Source organism: Kitasatospora sp. MAP12-44 (genome assembly GCF_029892095.1).
Classification (GTDB): Bacteria; Actinomycetota; Actinomycetes; order Streptomycetales; family Streptomycetaceae; genus Kitasatospora.
Window position 1 is genome coordinate 2,582,671 of record NZ_JARZAE010000004.1, and the last position, 17,593, is coordinate 2,600,263.

Consider the following 17,593-nt stretch of genomic DNA (forward strand, 5'->3'; position numbering starts at 1 on the left):
CGGCCGGCGCGGCGTGCACCAGCCGGACTACCTGGGCGTCGACGCCGCCCGCGTCGAACCAATGCCTCGTGGGTCGACTCCAACTCCAGCAGAACGATCACGCCTCAGATCCAGGGGAATTAGACGGTTCATCGACGGCCGTCACGTCTGCTTTGACGAAGCACCACTTGGCTCGATTATATTCGGCCCGAGAGAATAGCGAACCTTTTCCGGTTGATTCTTAACGAAGTATTGGTAAGCCAGGCAGCCGGTGGCAGCGCCGGTCGCGATAAACACTCCACCAGGAACGAAGGCACCCAAGAGAACTGCCGAAATATTGGGTGCCGCTTGCATTGCGAATGCCTTCACGGACAGATCTCTCAAATCAGATTTTGGTGAAAGCTTGCACAATTTCTTTGCGTATTCCTCCAGGGCCCGCTCTGCCCGATCCCGGGTTTCATCGTTCGGATTTTCAATGAAAAATCGGACTTTTATACGCCAATCATCCCCATGATCTCGAGCGTCAATAAATTTCGACGGAGACCATTGAAGAAGGCGCTTCACCCTCGGGATCTTAATAGTGCGGACGATCTCATCTCGAGGGGGACCCTGAGGCCCATATCCCAAAATCGATGGCACTGCACTCTGCAGTACGGCGAGAGTGTTTTGACTGGTCGCGTACATGCTCAGAGAAACACCTAGCTGAGCAGCCATGTTTATTCGATGCATCTCGTAGATCCAATCGAAGAACTCCTTTGCTGCGCGATACCGAATCGACTCGCCATTCACCTTATAAGCGTAGAGCTTTAAGATCTCGCCACGGCCTACAACTTGCGAGCCATGCGGGTCAACCACGCCAAGAATCTTTCCAGCCACCCGTGTCAATTCGCCGCGCCTTAGCCCTTCACCCTCCGGGCGCGAATTCGTCATCTCCTCCGCCTCAGAGATGCCTTCACGAAGCGGTTCTGTCAATTTCCAAATCTTTGGATCAATTCCCTGGGGTTGCTGCTCCAGCAAACAGCGCCGTATCAATTCGTCATAGCCGACCCCGGAGTGGGCAGGCAAGGTACTTTGCACGTCTTCAAGGTCACGCGCTTGAGAGAGCAGAGCAGCATAGTACTCAGTATCCTCTTCATCATATTTTCCCTGCAGCTGCTGACCTCTCAGATACCCCAGGACTTCCCGGAAGGTCCCGGCAGGCTTTCGCAACATTGGCGTTATCAATTTTTCATGCAAGGCGACTGCAAAAAGGCTCCTGGCGTCACGGTCGGAGGCGCGCTCCTTCAGAACGTGCTCTTTCAAATGAGGCGAGGAGAAGAAATACGTATCGGGCATGACGAGTTTGGGTTCCAAGAGAAGCCCGTGCACAAGGCGTGTCGAGAACGCCTCGTACGTGGTGTCAAGCCCGTCGGTGATGGTGAAAAGGGGATGGTCAGTACGATCTGGCATAGGAAGCCTCACATGCGAGTCGCTATCTACAAGTGTACGTTGATCCCATAACATCTGCGAGAGCTGGCTTGGCGCCGCCGCTCTGGCGAAGGAGCCACTGCCTCTCCGTGCAGGTCATGGGCCAGCACGACGCAGATCATCGCCCTTGCCATTTTTGCGCCCGCACAACGCGGGAGCTGCACTTGCCCTGCCTTGTGCCTCACAGCTGGTGCTGAGGCACAAGGCAGGGCCTTCGCGTCACCCGAGCCGGAGTCCGCTGCATCGCTTGCGACAGCGAGAGTCAGGGCTCGGCCCCGTGTGGCCTTTTTATTTGGACAAGCAGTATCAGCATCGGCTCCTCCCCAAGTTCTTCACCGGCCCTCCGCTCCTTAAATATTCTCCGGCGGGGAAACGGCAAAGCCCGCCCTCCGGGGAGAGCGGGCCCCAGAGCCACTACCAGCCAGTGACCCTTTTTCACTGCATCGGAACCGCGAGCCGCCCGGCGCTCTGCGTCGGGATTCGAACCTCTACCAGGCCGCCCTCGGTGGGAATGTCGGGCGCGGCCCTGGGAGCCACCAGGGGGACGTTCGTCAGGGCGTTGGCGCCCTTGCGGCGAATGTAGCCGTCGGCGACGATGGACTTCTCCCTCCAGCGTCCTTGCTTGCGAATCTCCCCTGGGGTGGCGCCGTTCTCGTCGGCGAGGCCGGCGCCGGTCGCACGCAGTCCGTGGGCGGTAAGCCTTAGCCCGTTCTCGTCGTAGTCCACGCCGGCCGCAGCGGCGATCTTCTGAACGATCAGGTTCACGGACTGGGGGGACAGCTCGTCGGAGATATTGCCCCAGCGGTCGATTTTCCGCAGGATACGGCCGCTGGTGACGCCGTGGAGGGCAAAGGCGTCCCGGTAGTCCCTCCAGGCGGTGACGGGGTCCAGGAGGTCGCCGCGCCGGGGCATGGTGACGGTCTCTCCTTTGGCGGCCTGGTCGGTCTTGCTGCTGGAGAAGTAGAGGTCGAGCCCCTCCTTCGTCACGGTGGCGTCGGGGAGGGTGCGGGCGGTGAGTTCGGAGCGGCGGGTGAACGCCCAGACGGACCAGATGAGGATCAGGCGGTCCCGCAGGCCGGTGAGGGTGGCCGGGTCGCACTGCTCGACCATGGCGGCGAGTTCGTCCAGCTCGACCACTGCGGACTTCTTCACTCTGCGGCCGGCGTCGCGGAGTCGCTTGATGTGGGCCTTGAGCAGCATCCGGGCCGTCTTGGTGCCGGGCTGCCCGTCGTAGCCCTTGAGGGTGTGCAGGGAGCGGATCGCGGCGACGCCGCCGGAGATGTAGGTGCCGCCGTACACCTCTCCGGTCTTCTCGCTGACGGTCTCGGTCATGACCCTGACCCACTCCGTGAGTGTTTCGGGGGTCATGGGCAGAAAGGTCCGGTTGTTCTCCTCGCACCACTGCGCGCAGCGGGCCCACCAGCGCTCGTACTCGCGCCGGGTGTTCTCGGGGATGGACTCGGCGAGTGCGGCAACCGTTTCGGGGCTCAACTGACGGTCCGGGTTATCTGATCCATAAATAACCCGACTGTCCAACCCACCTTCTCGACTACCTTCCGCGACGGGAAGTAGCTCTGCATTGACGATTTCCGACTCGCCCATTTGTTCCATTCCGTCTCTAGCGACAAGGAGTATTGTCACTACTGAGCCATGCCTCACCGAGCCTTGACGGTGCGTCGGGGACAGCTTGTCTGACTTGAGGGTTTAGTCAGACAAATTCATGTTTGCCTGGCTCGCCGCTTTCGTCTTGCAATCCACTGTTCAAGTGCTTCTGTCGCAATGAGGGACATCGAGCGACTGTCGAGCGCTGCGGCGTCCTCGGCGAGCTTCTCGGGGATGCGAAGGGTCACCTTCTTCAGTGGCGTCCCCTTCTCGTGCCGGACGCGGTCCTCGGGGTTCTTCGGTGAGGTCATGCTGGGCTCCTGGGGAGAGCGCGCCCGCCAGCGATTCGAGGCCGGCGGACGCGGTGACGAAGTTCGGGTCAGTCCCGCGAGTCGAGCCACTCCTGGTAGTGCTCGGAGCACACCGGCTCGCGCACGTCGCCAGGCTCGATCAGTGCGGTCTCGCGGGTGGCGTACCGACCGCAGGTCCGCGCGCACAGCGGCGGCAGCGGAACCTCTTCTCCGGTGAGCCGGTTGACGATGGTGACGGTGACGTCGAGGTCCCGGCTCACGTCGGTGTCGAACAGCTTCCCGCGTTCCCGCTCGGCCTCATCCTGGGTGTAGCAGGCGGTGGTGGACTTCACCCCGTTCTCCCACTCGTACGAGAGCCTCCAGGGAAGCACTGCACCCTTCTTGGGCATGCCGAACTCCTTCTCAGGCTGCGAGCGCGGTGGCGGTGACGAACTTGACGTTGATGGTGTCGCTCCGACTGTCCATCGGCAGCGCGATCCCGCGCACTTCAAGGATCTTCACCATCTTGCTCTTGCTGACGATGTCGCTGTTCTTCGTGCGCTCGATCAGCGTGGCTCCGTGCAGCCCGGACGGCGCCCGATCGAGCGTCCGCTTGGCCTGGCCCTCCAGCGCACGGGCCTCGGACGCAAGCTTTCGGGCCCGGATCAGCTGGCCGGCCGCGTGCTCGATCTCCTCGACCGTCGGCGACTCCTCGACCACCACGGCGGTCTTCTGCGCCTCGACCTCGGCCTTGATCAATTCGAGGCGGGCCGCGAGACCTGCGGTCCGATTCATGATCTGCTCGAACGCGTCGTCACTGAGGACGGCGGGGGCCTGTGGCCTGCGGAACAGATCGCGGAGTCTGGCTACGATGTGCATTGAGTCCTCTTCTTCGCGGTTGGGGTTCTCAAACAGGCCCGCGCCGGTCTTGACCACCAGCGCGGGCCTTCTTACTGCCCATGATCCTATCCCACAGTGCTGTCACTACGGGGCACTTCGCACGGTCAACTCGCTTGAATAGCAGTGCCGTTGCTGTCGCGCCCTTGCGCTGCGCGTCGACTGCGCCCGCCCGGCCCGACCGGCGCTCACCCCCGGGACCGCCCCGGATGCTCCCCGCTGTGGGAGAAGGTGACCGCCCCCGCCGGTCAGTCCTTGGACCAGCTCGCCGGGAAGTGCCCAACGGTCACCAGCAGGTCTTCGGCCGAACACGGCACACCGTGCTCCCCACGGTCGAAGTCAACGAGCGGGTTCGGGCCGTCGAAACCCACGACCTCCCCGAACTCCTCGCGTCCGTCCTCGTGCACCCAGAGAACGCGTTCCCCCTTGTAGAACGTGGTCGCGTGCCATGCGTCGGCCCTGTGCTCAGCCACCCACTCAGCGGGCACCACGTCCGGCACGGACTCGGCCCAGAGCTGATCCCCGCCGACCTCTAGGAGGGTCTCCACCACGTCCACCGGGCCGTCATCCCGCTGCGCCACGTCCACGTCGTACCGGACGTCTTCCAGCTCCCGCCACAGACCGCTCATCTCCGCCTGCCACTGCACCCAGCCCATGCTTGGCGCATCGTCGGCGATCTGCTCGGCCATATCCCCGAGCAGGGACGCCACGTCGTCCGGCACGGTGACCCACTGCGCGTTGACCTGCGCAGCTAGAAGGAAGATGTTCGTGATGCGGTCGGACTCCCGGGCCTGCTGCTCCGCTGCCCGCGCGTCCAGCGCCTGGTGGTCCACCACCGTCATGCGGGCGCCCCTGCCGAACGTGCCGCGCAGGGCGCGATGGTGCACCCGCCCCCGCGCTGGACGAACGGTCACCGCAGGATCTCCCGTGAGCTCCGCCGTCAGACTCTCGACCAAGAGGGAGCTCACCGCAAGATCTCCTGTCGGGCCGCACGGCCCCCCGTGGTCGTGACCGATCGGGCCACGCTCACAGATCCGGGGCTGCTCGAACGGCCCCCATGTCCCCCAGCACTGCCCATCGTCGGCCAGCACCTCCGACCGGGCCACCAGTACGGCCACGGGCTCAGGCTCCAGGTCGAGGCCGGCAGGAGGGGTGGGAAAAACCGGCTGCACCTTGAGCCGCTGCAAGAGCAGCGATCCGGCTTCGGCCGCTGCCCGCTTCCGGCCGTGCTCGCGGCACTGCTCCAGCAGCTCGGCACAGGAATCCGCCGTGCCGACGCTCACCAGGTTGCCGGGGATCAGTACCCCGGTGATCCCGCGCCACTCCGCCAGGCGAGCCATGCCATGCCACCGGCCGCCGCGCTCCTGAACCTCATAGCCAAAACCGTGCCGGTCGCGGAAGATCCACCAGTCGTTCCCCCAAGCAGGGTTGGTCACCTCGGACGCCTCACCGTCCAGCAGCACCCCGGGGAACGGCAGGTCCTCCCCGCGCTCTCGACGACGCGTCGCCTGGACGTGGTCCCCGTAGAGCCGGTAGGCAGCCCGCCGCGCCTTCGCGCTGATGCCGTACGCCTGCTGGTTCGCTATCTGCTGCTGCAACTTCTGCACGGTCAACGGCTGCTCGACCACGGGCGCCGGGGTGAGCACCGGGCGCGGTGGGGTGACCGAGGCCCCGCCCTCGTTCTCGAAAACCTCGATCAGGTCAGCTTCTCGGGCCTCCGAGGGTCGGCCGGCCGCCGGTGCAGAATTCTTCGCCGCCTTCTCTGCCGCGACCCTTGCCAGGATCTCCTTGCCCTGGTCGGTGTTCTTGATCATCACGTAGGCGGCCCGCTGCTTGGCGGTCAGCTGGTGGTCGTTGTCCTTCTCTGCCACCGACACCCAGCCCTGCCGCTTCGCCGCGTGCCACAGCGTCCGCGCCTCCCGACCAGCAGGGGAGAGCTTGAAGTACCGCCGCGCCTTCTGCTCCGCCCACTGGGTGATGAACCCGGCCGCCCACAACGAGATGACCCGCTTGGAGTTGAAGTTCTTCGGGCTCTGGTTCCAGCCGTCGCAGGGATAGAAGCCGCTCACGTCCTCCACCAGGCCGTCACCCCCACCGACACCCGAAGCGGCGGACAGGATCTCGATCTGGGCAGCCGACCACGCGAAGCCCTGCGCCCTGCTGATCTGGTGCTCGGTCAGCGGCTCTTCCTCGCGGGGGTGCGTGGTGGCGTGGTCCTCGGCGATCCGGAACGCGTCCTCGAAGGCGTCCGCCGTGCCGACCTGCTCCCAACTTCCCCCGTGCCGCTGGCACTCCACGAACCACGAGTCCGCTAGGCCCTCCGAGACCTTGAGCCACCCCGGGAGCGCGGCCAGCAGCGCGCGCCGTCCGTTCTCCTGCTCAAGCTGCGACAGCGACACCGAACCGATGGTCATGTAGGGGGAGCGGCGCGCGCGCTCGGCCTCGGCCTGCGCCTGGCGCTCCCTCAACGCACGCTCGCGCCCCGGGTCCGCCACGGCGGGCGGCTCTACCTGGGTGAGGCTGTACAGCTCGGCGCGCTTGGCGGTGCCGCTCACCTTCTGGAATCCGGGGACGAAGCCGTACCCGTTGCGCTCAGCCAAGGCGTCCAGCTCGACGGCCACGACGTTCTCAATCCCGAGCTTGCGGCGGGTGTTGCCGTGGTCCAGGCCGAACCGCCGCTCTCGGTCGGGGTTCTCCTCGATGAGGTTCTCGCCGCACTCGCAGGTGAGCCGCTCGTGAAGCAGCTCGCGCAGACCCACGGCCGCAACCTCGGCGTACCTGATGACGTGGTCGCACGGCTCGGGCTGCTCCTCCTCCTCGGCCTGGTCCTCCCGAAGCAGCTCGATCGAGTCGGCCCGCATCGCCTCGAACACCGCCGCCCAGTCGTCGCCGCCCATCGTCACCACGCGGGAACCGCCGCCCAGCAGAACGAGGGACTCGTCAAAGTCCGGGAGCGCCTCGTACGCGTAGCCCTCGGCGCTGGTGAGCAGCCAACCCCGGCCGCCCTCGCTGACCTTCTCGCCCTTCGCCCGGTGGGCCTTGGGCCCGGCCGGCTGCTCCGGCTCCGATTCGGCGGGGATATTCACGGCGGGGGCCTGGTCCTCGAAGACCACGGCGACGGGGAGGGGGTAGCCGTACCAGTCGGCGAGCAGCTCGGCCGCCTTCTGCTCCGAGTTGGCGTGGCCCGCGTCGGTGCCCTCGGCGTCCTGGGTGGCGTAGTACGAGTGCCCCGCGTAGCCGGTGACGTGGTTCACGATGCACTCGCCGTCCAGGCTCGGGAGCGTCACGGCCCAGCGGCGGGAGTCGAGGGGGCGCAGCGTCGCCGTGGTCTGCGCCTCGGTGGGGGTGGGGGTGTAGCCGGTCACGCTGCTGCGGTTGCGCTCAACGCCCTTGAAGCCGTTCGCCTTCAGCGTGGCCACCATGAGGTTCAGGGCGGCATCCCAGCGGCGTTCGGCGTCGGTGTTCTTCCGGGGCCGCTTGAGGGTGTCGTCCTGCTTGTAGAAGACCTCTACGCTCCCGCTGACGACCTGCTTACCGTGGCGCACGCGGAACCCGGTCACCCGTACGGCGTTGCGGTCGAGGTCGCCCAGCCCAGCCGCCGTGAGTGCGGCCTTGGCCTTGCGCAGGTACCAGGCGAGTCCGCGCGGGGCCGGGGTAAAGGTCGCCCCCTCGGCCGGCTGCTCCCCGGTGGATTCCTCAGCCATATTCACGGCTGCCGCCCGCTCCTGGTCCTCCCGAGCGGCGCGAGCCTTCAGGGCCTGCGCCTTGCGCTCCCGGTGCTCCGTGTTCAGCGCGCTTGCACCGTCCCGCGTCGGGGCCCGCCCGATCACCCGGGCGTCGTCACCCCGGCCGTACCCACGGCCGTAGATCGCCACGAAGTCGGCTCCCTGGGCGTCGTACTCGATCCGGTACGCCTTCCACCCCTGAACGGTGCAGTCCCACGCCTTCGCAGGCTCCCAGCCGCTCGGCGTCACCCAGTCGGGCCGCCGCGACGGGATGGGGTGGGCCATCGCTGCCCGGTACTCCAGCCACTCCCGCACCGCGCCCCGGGCAACCGGGGTGATCCCCAGCTCGGACATGACCGCTTCGACGGTGCCGCCCTTGTCCGTGACGTACTGCCAGTCCGCGCCTTCGTCGCCGATGTGCTCGGCCGCCGTCCAGTGCAGCCCCCACGACTCCCCAGCCGCCCGGGGGTCGGTGCACAGCCGCACCGCGTCACCCTCCGGCAGCCAGTACATGACTCGCGCCTTGCTCGGGGTGTGCCCCTCCGAGACGAGGAAGCAGGCCACCAGGTCGGCCGCGTCGCTCCCGGGCACCTCGCGGCCGGCCGGAATATCGGGGGTGCCCGCGTCGGTGGGCTCGCCCCCGTCGCCCTGGTTGTCGTCGTCCTCGTCGCCGTGGACGTCGGGGTACAGCTCAGCGAGGTAGCGATCCAGCGTCTCCCGCCACGGCACCCCGAGCAGCTGACCCCACACCGCCAGCGACACCAGGGGGCTGAAGATGTCTCCGAGCTGCTGGCACTGCGAGGTGTGCGAGCCGGTCACCGGGTAGTCACCCGGCAGGCCCACCAACTTGCACACCTCCTCGATCGTGAACCGGCGCCCCGTCTCGGCGTTGTACCAGGACCGAATCTTGCTCGTGATCGTGGTCATCGGCCGGTCACCGTGCACCCGCGTGACGTTGCCGCCGCTGGTCTTCCGCTCGCCCCTGGTGTTGACCGGCGTACCCGGCTCCCACCCGATCGCCAACGCCGCAGGCGTGGTCAGCCCCGGGGCCGCAGGCAGAGCAGCGCGCCGGTACCAATGCGCCCCCATGACGGCCCGCTTGCGGGTGCTAGGGGAACCGAAGTCCCCGGCGTCCAGAACATCCCACTCCGCCGACTCGCACCCGGCCGTCACCAGCTCAAGCCAGATGTCCTCTCGCACCTCTACGGGCAACGCGCTGGACTGCTCGATCACCACCCGCGTGAGGGGGGCACCGATGTACCGCAGCCCCAAGACCCAGATCACCGGGGCCAGCATGAGCCCCGCCGTCTTGCCGGTCATGCCATCGACCAGCGCCCACATCTCCCCGACGGTCGTGTCAGTGCGCGAGCCGTACGTCTCGAAGCAACCACCCTCGTCGGTGCAGTCCTCCCCGGCCTGCGTGCACGCGCAATCCGCCCCGTCCATCTCATAGTTGCCGTAGATGGAACCAACCTGGTCGATCGCATCGCGGATGATCGCCACGTTCTCCCGAGCACGCCCCGCCCCCGTGCCAGCGGGAGAGAAGTCCGGGCAGGGCATCGTGAACGTGGCGTCACGGTTCCACCGAAGGCCGGGGTGCTCCGGGTCGAGCGTGCGCACGTCCGCCAGGACGACCGTGCACCCGGCAGCCTGCGCCGTCGCCACCGCATCCCCGGCCAGATCGACACAGACCATGTCGGTGTCGCTGACGAGCCGCTTGCCCTTGCAGCCACCGCCGCACCCCGCGCAGAAGTTGAGGCCGCGCGGCCGGTCGCCTTCCTGCTCCGGGTACAGCCACCGCACCGGCCACGGCTCGGCCAACTCCTCCCGCTGCTCCTCGGTGAGGGAGTCCAGCAGCGCCACCAGGTCGGCGCCGTCCACCGCGAACAGGTCAGCGTGCGTCACCACCAGAGCAGGAGCACCGTGCCGGGCGAACTCTGCCTCTGCCGCCTCGCGGGTGGGGAACCAACTCGACTCCCAGTTCCCATAATCGCCGTCGGAGTGCACACGCCGGGAACCGGTGCCGCACCCCTCCCAGCACGTCAGGTAGAAGTGCCCCGGCCGGGTCGTCTCGGACTCGTGAAAGGCCACCTTGTGACCGTGCGGGTTGTACCCGGACAGCTCCGCCTTTCCGTAGTCGCGGGTGCCGATCACCTCGTCGTCGGCCTGGTCCTCCGGCTCCTCAACCACCGGCGCCCCCGGCGCCTGCGCCTTGCGCTGCGCCGGAGCCTTGGCCGCCTTCACCGGCTTGGGCTTCGCCTCGGCCGGGGACTGCTCCCCCAACTCGGCCGCGTACAGGCGAATTACCGCCTTCGCCTGAGCCTCGGTGGTGCCGTAGCCGACCACCTCACCGGCCAGCCGGGCCGCGTACCGGCTGCCCTCGTTGCGAACGGTGAAGACGCGGCCGACACAGAGCCACTCCCCCGCCTCACCACCCTTGGCCACCGTCGCCCCCGAGGGCTTGCCCCGGCGCGCGGGAATGGCCGCCGCCGCCCGCGTACGGCGCTCCGCAGCCTCCAGGCCATTCGCCGGGGTCGCCACGGGCTCCACAGGGGCGTTCTGGGCCATCGTCAGCGCCAGGCGCACCGGGGCCGCCGGAAGCGCGAGCCGCTCGACCACCGGCACCGGCTCGGCCCGCCGCGCCGTGACCACCTCGGCGTGAACGAGGGTTCCGGACCACTGCTCATACGAGACGTACGTTGCCCCGTCCCACTGCACCCCGGCCATCTGCTCACCGTCGGACCGGTCACGAATCGAGATGACCTCTCCCACGCTGCCGGAGTCGTTGCGCGGGTGACCGCTGCGCACCACGTCACCGACGGCGAACCGTTGCCCGTAGATCTCCCAGCCATATTCGGACGGCTCGGCGACCGGCGCGGCCTGCTCCACGGCGCCCGGCACGTGGCCGCACCCGTCACACCGTCCCCCGACCACCTCACGGCACCGGCCCGACTCGCACAGCCCCTTGACCGGCACCACGGCCACGCTCTCCCCCTCGGTGTCCTGCGGGTCGGAAATTCCCACCTGTGCCCGGGGCTGCAGGTCCGTCCCCGGCAGACGCACCACGGGCGGGGTAAGCGTCGTGTAGTTCTTCCCGTGGTACGTCGTCATGCCGCTGCGCCACACCTCACGACCGGCAGCCAGCCGGTATCCCACGCGGTCGAGCCACTTCGTAACGTCCGTGTCCGCGACCGACGGGATATTCAGGTACGGCAGGCCGGTACCGGGCTTCTCCACGTCGGCGAACGGTCCGGAGTGCACACGACAGGGGCAGACCATCCGCGCCTTAACGCCATGGGTGGGGAACTGCGCCAATTCGATACCGACATACCGACCGGAGCACGTAGCGGCATCCAATGCCCCCTGTGCCGACGGAGCGGCCTTAATGGCAGCCGTGCGCGTCTCGCACTCGGCAATCTCGCGCTCGGTGTCGGCGACGGACTTAAGGCCGATGGACTCCCGGTAGACGTCGAATGCCTCCCAGAGGTCATCACGCATATCCGCAGCGCGCCCGGACGCCTCATACCAGGCAGCGAAATCCTGCGCCGGACCCTCGAAAGCCTGCGCGATGCGCTGCGCCCACAGACGCACCCGAGCCAGCGTCACGGGCCGCTGAGCCCATTCGACCGGCAAGGACTCCTCACGGAAACCGTGCTCTGAAATGGCACACTCCGGGCACATCACGTATGAGCACTCACGCTCGTTGTAGCCGGATTCCAGACCAATTTCCGGGCGCGGCTCACACTTGCACCCGTGGTCACACACGTCGGTACAGTGCGTACGGCACACCTCCATACGGCCGGTGTCCCACGCGAGCACCGGGCCCCCATTACGGGAGGTCAGAATCTTGTGACCCGACTCACCCGGCGCAGGGTCGGAGAACATCCGCGACCGGTGCGCCCGGATCTTCACAACGGCGTCATCCCAGTCGTCCGCCATGTGGAAATGCCGTCCGCCCTTTACCGACAGGTTGTAGGCATAACCGGGAATTGACTGACCGAGCCGGTAGAACACCCCCTCACATGAGGCAGTCATCGCGCGCGCGGACGGGTCGAACAGACCAGCGTTCGACCAATTCGAGATGACGGTTACCGGTACGTTATCCCAGTCCACAGGCTCAACCACGGATGCCACGGGCTCTACGGGGGTCACAACGGCCGGTGCGGGCTCAACCGGTACCGGCGCGGCCTTACGGGGCTTGCGTGCCTTAGGCGCCTTTACGGGGGTGCGCAGATGGGGGAAGTCGCGCGCACCGAACGTGATGTAGTCGCCTTCCGGCTCACCCCCGTTCCACGAAACCAGTTCGTAGTTACGGGTGTTCGGTCCGGCATGCTTGAGACACACCCGCACCGGCTCACCAAAGGGCACATCCTCCTCAAATTCACACCCGCATTCCGAATAGTCGATTTCCGGAATTTCATTCTCGGAAATCCACTCGGTTGCAGCCTTGAGAGTGCCGGTCGATTCCTTGGCACTGAAACGGCCGTTAATCCACACAAGGGTGAACTCAGACGTGATCACCCCCTCTCCCTCCAAATCGGCGGAGAGGGTGAGCGTGTAGGAGGGTTCCCCCTTCTCCGTTACGGACCATTCGCCGGGGGAGACATTCCACCCCCGTTCCGTGGCCAGCTTCGAGAGTGGCCCCGCAGACGCGGGAACCTTTTGGGCATGCTGAATAGCGGACCGTGCGTCCGTGCTCACTGGGATTTTGCCCCCTCGGTCATCTGATCGCTGGTGGCCGGGAGTCGAATCCGGCCGTCACTACTTCCAACGGATACATGCCCGCCTCCGTTCCTCGTTAAGCCACTTTCTGGCGTGACGAGAATTACAGGAGATTGCGGCAACGAATTAGCAAAGGCGCTTGAAATTTTCAACACGCCCGGAATGCCGACTTCGCTTGGATTGCAATACTTGGCGAAGGATGCGACACTTGCCATAAATCGCGGAAATTGGGATAAAATGGGGACCACCCACCATTAATCCAAAATGTCCGAATACGGCCCCCTGGCCCCGCGAATACAAATTCAGAATAGCACGGGAGGCAGTATCAGCAATCGGGGCAGTGTCATTCTCCGGCTTCCTCCGTCGGCCTTCGATGCAGTACGCTGGCCACGTCCTCGTTTGATCGCTGGGACACCGCGCCTGACCCGAGTCGAACCGGCTTGCCGGACGGAGGGCGCAAGAGGGGCCTGGGCACCACGCCGGGCCCCTCACCCAACTCTCCCTCCCCGCGCTGGACTGACCTACCAGCCACTGCCTCTCCGCCTTCACGACTGCCAGACTGCAGTCATGGCCTACGCGTACCCGCAGCAGTAACCCGTCGCAGCAGCTTCACGTCACCCCGCCGGCCGAGCACTGCCAAGGCGTCTGCCTCACGTGCTCCGCACCGGACGGCAGGCCGTGCCGACCGACGAACTACAGCTACCCGGCTGGCGGCACCCATGTTAAGCGTCTCCGCGCGGCTGGTATCGACCCGGCCACCGTGGAGGGGACCGCCGCCTATGGCCGCCGGATGGCCCAACTCCAGCGAAAGGCCGAGGCCGAGGAAGGCGCCCGGTACGTGGTGGAGATGATCGATCCGGTGGGCGGCTGGGAGGCATGGCTGGCGCTGGACCCCAGTCCGAGCCCGGACTGGATCGAAGGGATTCGGCAAACCTGGGAGTCTCCGGAGGCCCTGGCGATCCGTCAGCAGAGTCCGCAGCCGGACCCCGAGGTGATGATCGCGATCGAGGCCGCTGGAAGCTGGAGCGCCTGGCGCGAGGACGAGAGAAGGAAGGCCACGGAGGAGTTCAACAGCATGCTCGGATGCGACCGCAGGCGCGAGGACGACGCGTCGTGCTCCGAGGCGACACCCAAGGCAACCTCGTAGAGGGACCTTGCAGCTTCGGGTGACCTCCCATCAGAACGCCTCGCACGGGGGCCGCCCTCTGTCCCCCGAAGGCAGCGGGCTGATTTTCACATAACACCTGCCCGCCAGGACCAGGACGCGGCATCATGCTGAGATGCGTAACCTCTCTGTTTTGTCAGACGTCGAGTTCGAGGAGCTAGCTGCTGACCTTCTCTCGGCAGAGCTAGGCACTCCAGTGGAGCGGTTCGCTGCCGGCCCAGACGGTGGAGTGGATCTTCGATGGCGCGGTACCGCCATTGGCCAATGCAAGCACTACCAGCGCTCTTCCTTCCCCAAGCTGCTGGCAGCAGCAGAGAAGGAGCTATCGAAGGTAGAGAAGATAGCCCCAATTTCATACGTTTTCATCACCTCCTTCGATCTCACCGTTGGACAAAAGGAAAAGATTTACGGAATTTTCAAAGACTGGATGACTGGACCCGACGATGTTTGGGGCGGCCGGGATATTGATGGGCTTCTAACGAACCATCCAGACGTCGAGCGGCGCCACCCAAAGCTGTGGGTAACGACTGGGATGCAGCTTTTCTGGGCAACGAACTCCGGGATTGCAAATAGGGCTGGCGCACTAAGGGCACAGATCGAGCGATCCGTCCCTCGGTATGTAGTAAGCGAGGCATACCCCAAAGCCCGCAAACTGCTGGATGACCACAATATTTGCATCCTCTCAGGGGTGCCAGGAATTGGAAAAACCGCCCTATCGCAAATGCTGCTAGCTGAGTACATCTCTCGCGACTTTGAGCCCATCGAGGTATCTGGCGATATAAATGAGGCATGGGTGGCCATGGAGGCCGGACGACGCCAGATTTTCTTCTATGACGATTTTCTTGGCCAAATAAGCCTTGACGAACGACTCGGGAAGAATGAAGACAGGCGACTTGCGGATATCATAGAAAGAATAGCAGGAAGTCAGACAAAGAAACTTATTCTCACCACTCGCGAGTACATCCTCCGAGATGCTCGCCTATCCTACGAGCGCCTAGCGGACCTCGATCGTCGATATCACTTCGTCCTAGCATTGAACGACTATAGCCGCGAAGACAAAGCAAGCATTCTCTATAATCATCTTTGGCATTCTGGACTTTCCGTCGACTGCCTTCGGGAGGTGGCTGCAGGTGGCTACGAGAAAATTATCGATCACAGTGCATACACGCCACGACTGATCGAGTACTGCACCAGTAGTGCCTTCGATCTATCTAGCCCCGGCTACCCAGATCGCGTTATCAGTTTTCTGCGCAATCCCCAGAAGATCTGGCAGACTGCCTTTCAGAAGCATCTGACTGAGGCTCAGAGGTTGCTCCTGCTGGTTATGACCACCCTGCCCGCACGGGTCGTCCTCGAAGATGCCCAAGAGGCTCATGCTGCGCTTTGTCGGCGGTTTTTGATCGTCGCCACTGATGCCATTTTTCGAGAATGTCTTGAGGTTTTGGAAGGAACCTTCATAGAGATCCGGAAAGATCCTGTAGCGAGCCTCACTTTCGCGAACCCTTCGCTGCGCGAGTTTGCACTCGGCCAGCTTTGCGGGGATCGCATGGTTGCGCGCGAGATCATCTCGTCCGCGCCGTTCTTTGAGCAGATTGTAGCTCTAGTGCGCCATGCTCAGGGGTCTCTAAATCGCGCTGGAAACGCTCAGCTAAACGCCGCCCTTCTTGTCGATTCTCCACTCGTTGCAGGTGCGCTTTCCAGGACATTTGGGGATCCCTCGCCTGAACGTGACTGGCATCTGTTCGGTGCCTCCCTGCGCTTGAATACAATGGAAAGCCGGCTGGCCTTTAGCGTACGCGAGTCATCTTGGATCCCTTTCGCGAGCGAATGGCTTGAGCGAAAGGCTGAGTTTTTGATGGCACGATGGGAGGATGGATTGGGCGACAAGGAAGCCGCAATTGACGCTCTCCATGAAATCGAGCTTGCCGAGCTTAAGGATCTATATGACAGTGTGCACGTTGCGCTTGACGACTGGCTCGAGGAGAGCCTGGAAGATGGCTCGGATTGGACAGCATTCACTTCTCATCTAGCACGAGACCATGTTGCAGATACCCAACTTTTAACTGACTTGGCAGAGCGGTTCAATTGGTTTATCGAAGAGGTGCTGAATGAAAGAAGCGCCTCTCATGTAGATTGGGTCGCCATGCGTGAAATTTCCGACCAATTCGAGCTTCATGACCTATCGCTAAGCATTGAAGAAAAGATTGACCAAGAGGAATGGGAATGGCAGGCCAGCGAGAGGCCCGGCCACGTTTCCAATACTCTTTCAGGTGCCATAGATAAGATCAGAAGCAAAAGTCGAATGGACTCACTTTTTGGGCGCCTGCTGGAATAGTCGCTACATGAGAAACGGGTGCCGGATGAGGTCGATCAGGTATCCTGCGCGTCGCAAAGTGCGCTGAGTGTCGCGATCAGCCACACCAGCTAGGCACTTGGCGAACGTCCCGAGCTGTATCAATGCCACGGAGTGGCCTCCAGGATGCCCCTCCTGACCGGTCAGCCACCCTGGGCTACCGGACCAGTTGATGTCCTCGGTCGCCAGCGCCGAATATGTGCCGACGCTGCGACATCACTTCATGCCTTCGAGGAGATCCAAGCAGCCTCGGACGCTCCGTCACGGTCACGGATGAGTAACGCAATCCAAGGTCGTCCCTCACGACCCTTCACCAGAAAGATCATGAGCAGAGACAGTGGCGAGACGACAGGAGTAGTACAGTGACGGATCCGTGGGTGGCGCTGGACTTCGAGACTGCCAATGAGAACCGGGGCAGTGTCTGCGCAGTCGGCATGGTGACCGTTCAAGACGGTCAGGTCATCGACCGTTGGGAGACGTTCATCCAGCCGCCCGAGTCCATCAGCGGCTTCTCCCCATTCAACACCAGCATCCACGGCATCACCGCCGGCGACGTGAAGAACGCTCCTACATGGCGGGCGACGCTCCCCGAGATCGTGGGCCGCGCGGCTGGCCGGGTGGTCGTCGCCCACAACGCGGCCTTCGACCTGGGCGCGCTCCGGGATGCCTGCGATGCCGACGGAACCGCCTGGCCCGAACTGCGCTACGCCTGCTCGCTCGTCACAGCACGGCGCGCATGGCCAGAGCGGCTGTCCTACAAGCTGGGTTACCTGGTCGAAGACCTCGGACTCGACCTGAACACGGACCGGCATCACACCGCGCTGTGGGATGCCGAGATGTCCGCTCGCGTCATGCTCGCCGCGATGGACCGCCACGACGCACCCTTGCTCCACGACCTGCTCGGCGCTCTGAACGTCGGCTACGGGCACGTCCGCCCCGACGGTCAATGGACGGGCTCCGTCTTCAAGAGTCCGTACGTCAGCGGGTCGAAGACACCACTGCCGGAAACCAACCCGGACGCAGACCCCAATGGCGCGCTGTACGGCATGACCGTCTTCCTGACCGGCACGCTGTCGAGCATGACCCGCATCGAGGCGCAGCAGCGGATAGCGCACGCGGGCGGCTTCCCCGGCGCCAAGGGCCTGAGCAAGCAGACGAACATCCTCGTCGTCGGTGACCTGCGGTCGACGGAGATGCTCGACGGCCGACCAAACAGCAGCAAGGTCAAGGCAGCCGCGAAGTACCGCGCGGCCGGCCAGGACATCGAGATGCTCGACGAGGCGGAGTTCCTGGCCCGGTTGGCGAGCTGAGTTATCGAGCAGTCCAGGGCAGGGTGCCTCCCACTATCAGCATCAACATGCGTGAGAGCTGGCTCTGCGGGGAACTGTCGGCG

Annotated in this window: 9 protein-coding genes; 3 read left to right on the forward strand and 6 right to left on the reverse strand. The window is 64.6% G+C overall.

What is annotated here, in order from left to right:
* Positions 1-141: 141 nt before the first annotated feature.
* From P3T34_RS12135 to P3T34_RS12160, 6 genes are all read right to left on the reverse strand, one after another.
* Entirely contained in the window at positions 142-1,428 is a 1,287-nt protein-coding gene (locus tag P3T34_RS12135; protein ID WP_280666044.1) for a hypothetical protein, read from the reverse strand.
* A gap of 453 nt (positions 1,429-1,881) precedes the next feature.
* A complete protein-coding gene (locus tag P3T34_RS12140) occupies positions 1,882-2,937 on the reverse strand; it encodes a hypothetical protein (protein ID WP_280666045.1) in 1,056 nt (351 codons plus the stop codon).
* A 227-nt stretch (positions 2,938-3,164) separates the two neighbouring features.
* Complete coding sequence (locus tag P3T34_RS12145; RefSeq protein ID WP_280666046.1) at positions 3,165-3,359, reverse strand: hypothetical protein; 195 nt, start codon at positions 3,357-3,359, stop codon at positions 3,165-3,167.
* 68 nt (positions 3,360-3,427) lie between these two features.
* Positions 3,428-3,748 (reverse strand): hypothetical protein, encoded by a 321-nt coding sequence (locus P3T34_RS12150; RefSeq protein WP_280666047.1) that lies wholly within the window; start codon positions 3,746-3,748, stop codon positions 3,428-3,430.
* Between the two features lie 13 nt (positions 3,749-3,761).
* Positions 3,762-4,274 (reverse strand): hypothetical protein, encoded by a 513-nt coding sequence (locus tag P3T34_RS12155; RefSeq protein ID WP_280666048.1) that lies wholly within the window; start codon positions 4,272-4,274, stop codon positions 3,762-3,764.
* 209 nt (positions 4,275-4,483) lie between these two features.
* A complete protein-coding gene (locus tag P3T34_RS12160) occupies positions 4,484-12,481 on the reverse strand; it encodes a hypothetical protein (RefSeq protein WP_280666049.1) in 7,998 nt (2,665 codons plus the stop codon).
* 991 nt (positions 12,482-13,472) lie between these two features.
* On the opposite strand from P3T34_RS12160, the gene P3T34_RS12165 reads away from it, so the two are divergent.
* The 3 genes from P3T34_RS12165 to P3T34_RS12175 all read left to right on the forward strand — a co-directional run bounded on the left by P3T34_RS12165 (position 13,473) and on the right by P3T34_RS12175 (position 17,510).
* Positions 13,473-13,829, forward strand: a complete 357-nt coding sequence (locus tag P3T34_RS12165; RefSeq protein ID WP_280666050.1) for a hypothetical protein — start codon at positions 13,473-13,475, stop codon at positions 13,827-13,829.
* Between the two features lie 133 nt (positions 13,830-13,962).
* Complete coding sequence (locus P3T34_RS12170) at positions 13,963-16,182, forward strand: hypothetical protein (protein WP_280666051.1); 2,220 nt, start codon at positions 13,963-13,965, stop codon at positions 16,180-16,182.
* Between the two features lie 395 nt (positions 16,183-16,577).
* The gene (locus P3T34_RS12175; protein ID WP_280666052.1) at positions 16,578-17,510 is read left to right on the forward strand and encodes an exonuclease domain-containing protein; all 933 of its coding nucleotides are present in this window, start codon (positions 16,578-16,580) and stop codon (positions 17,508-17,510) included.
* Positions 17,511-17,593 lie beyond the last annotated feature (83 nt).

Bases quoted from the DNA above. Each gene is read 5' to 3' on its own strand.
- P3T34_RS12145 (WP_280666046.1), bottom strand. From the start codon at position 3,359: ATGACCTCACCGAAGAACCCCGAGGACCGCGTCCGGCACGAGAAGGGG.
- P3T34_RS12170 (WP_280666051.1), top strand. From the start codon at position 13,963: ATGCGTAACCTCTCTGTTTTGTCAGACGTCGAGTTCGAGGAGCTAGCT.
- P3T34_RS12165 (WP_280666050.1), top strand. From the start codon at position 13,473: ATGGCCCAACTCCAGCGAAAGGCCGAGGCCGAGGAAGGCGCCCGGTAC.
- P3T34_RS12135 (WP_280666044.1), bottom strand. From the start codon at position 1,428: ATGCCAGATCGTACTGACCATCCCCTTTTCACCATCACCGACGGGCTT.
- P3T34_RS12150 (WP_280666047.1), bottom strand. From the start codon at position 3,748: ATGCCCAAGAAGGGTGCAGTGCTTCCCTGGAGGCTCTCGTACGAGTGG.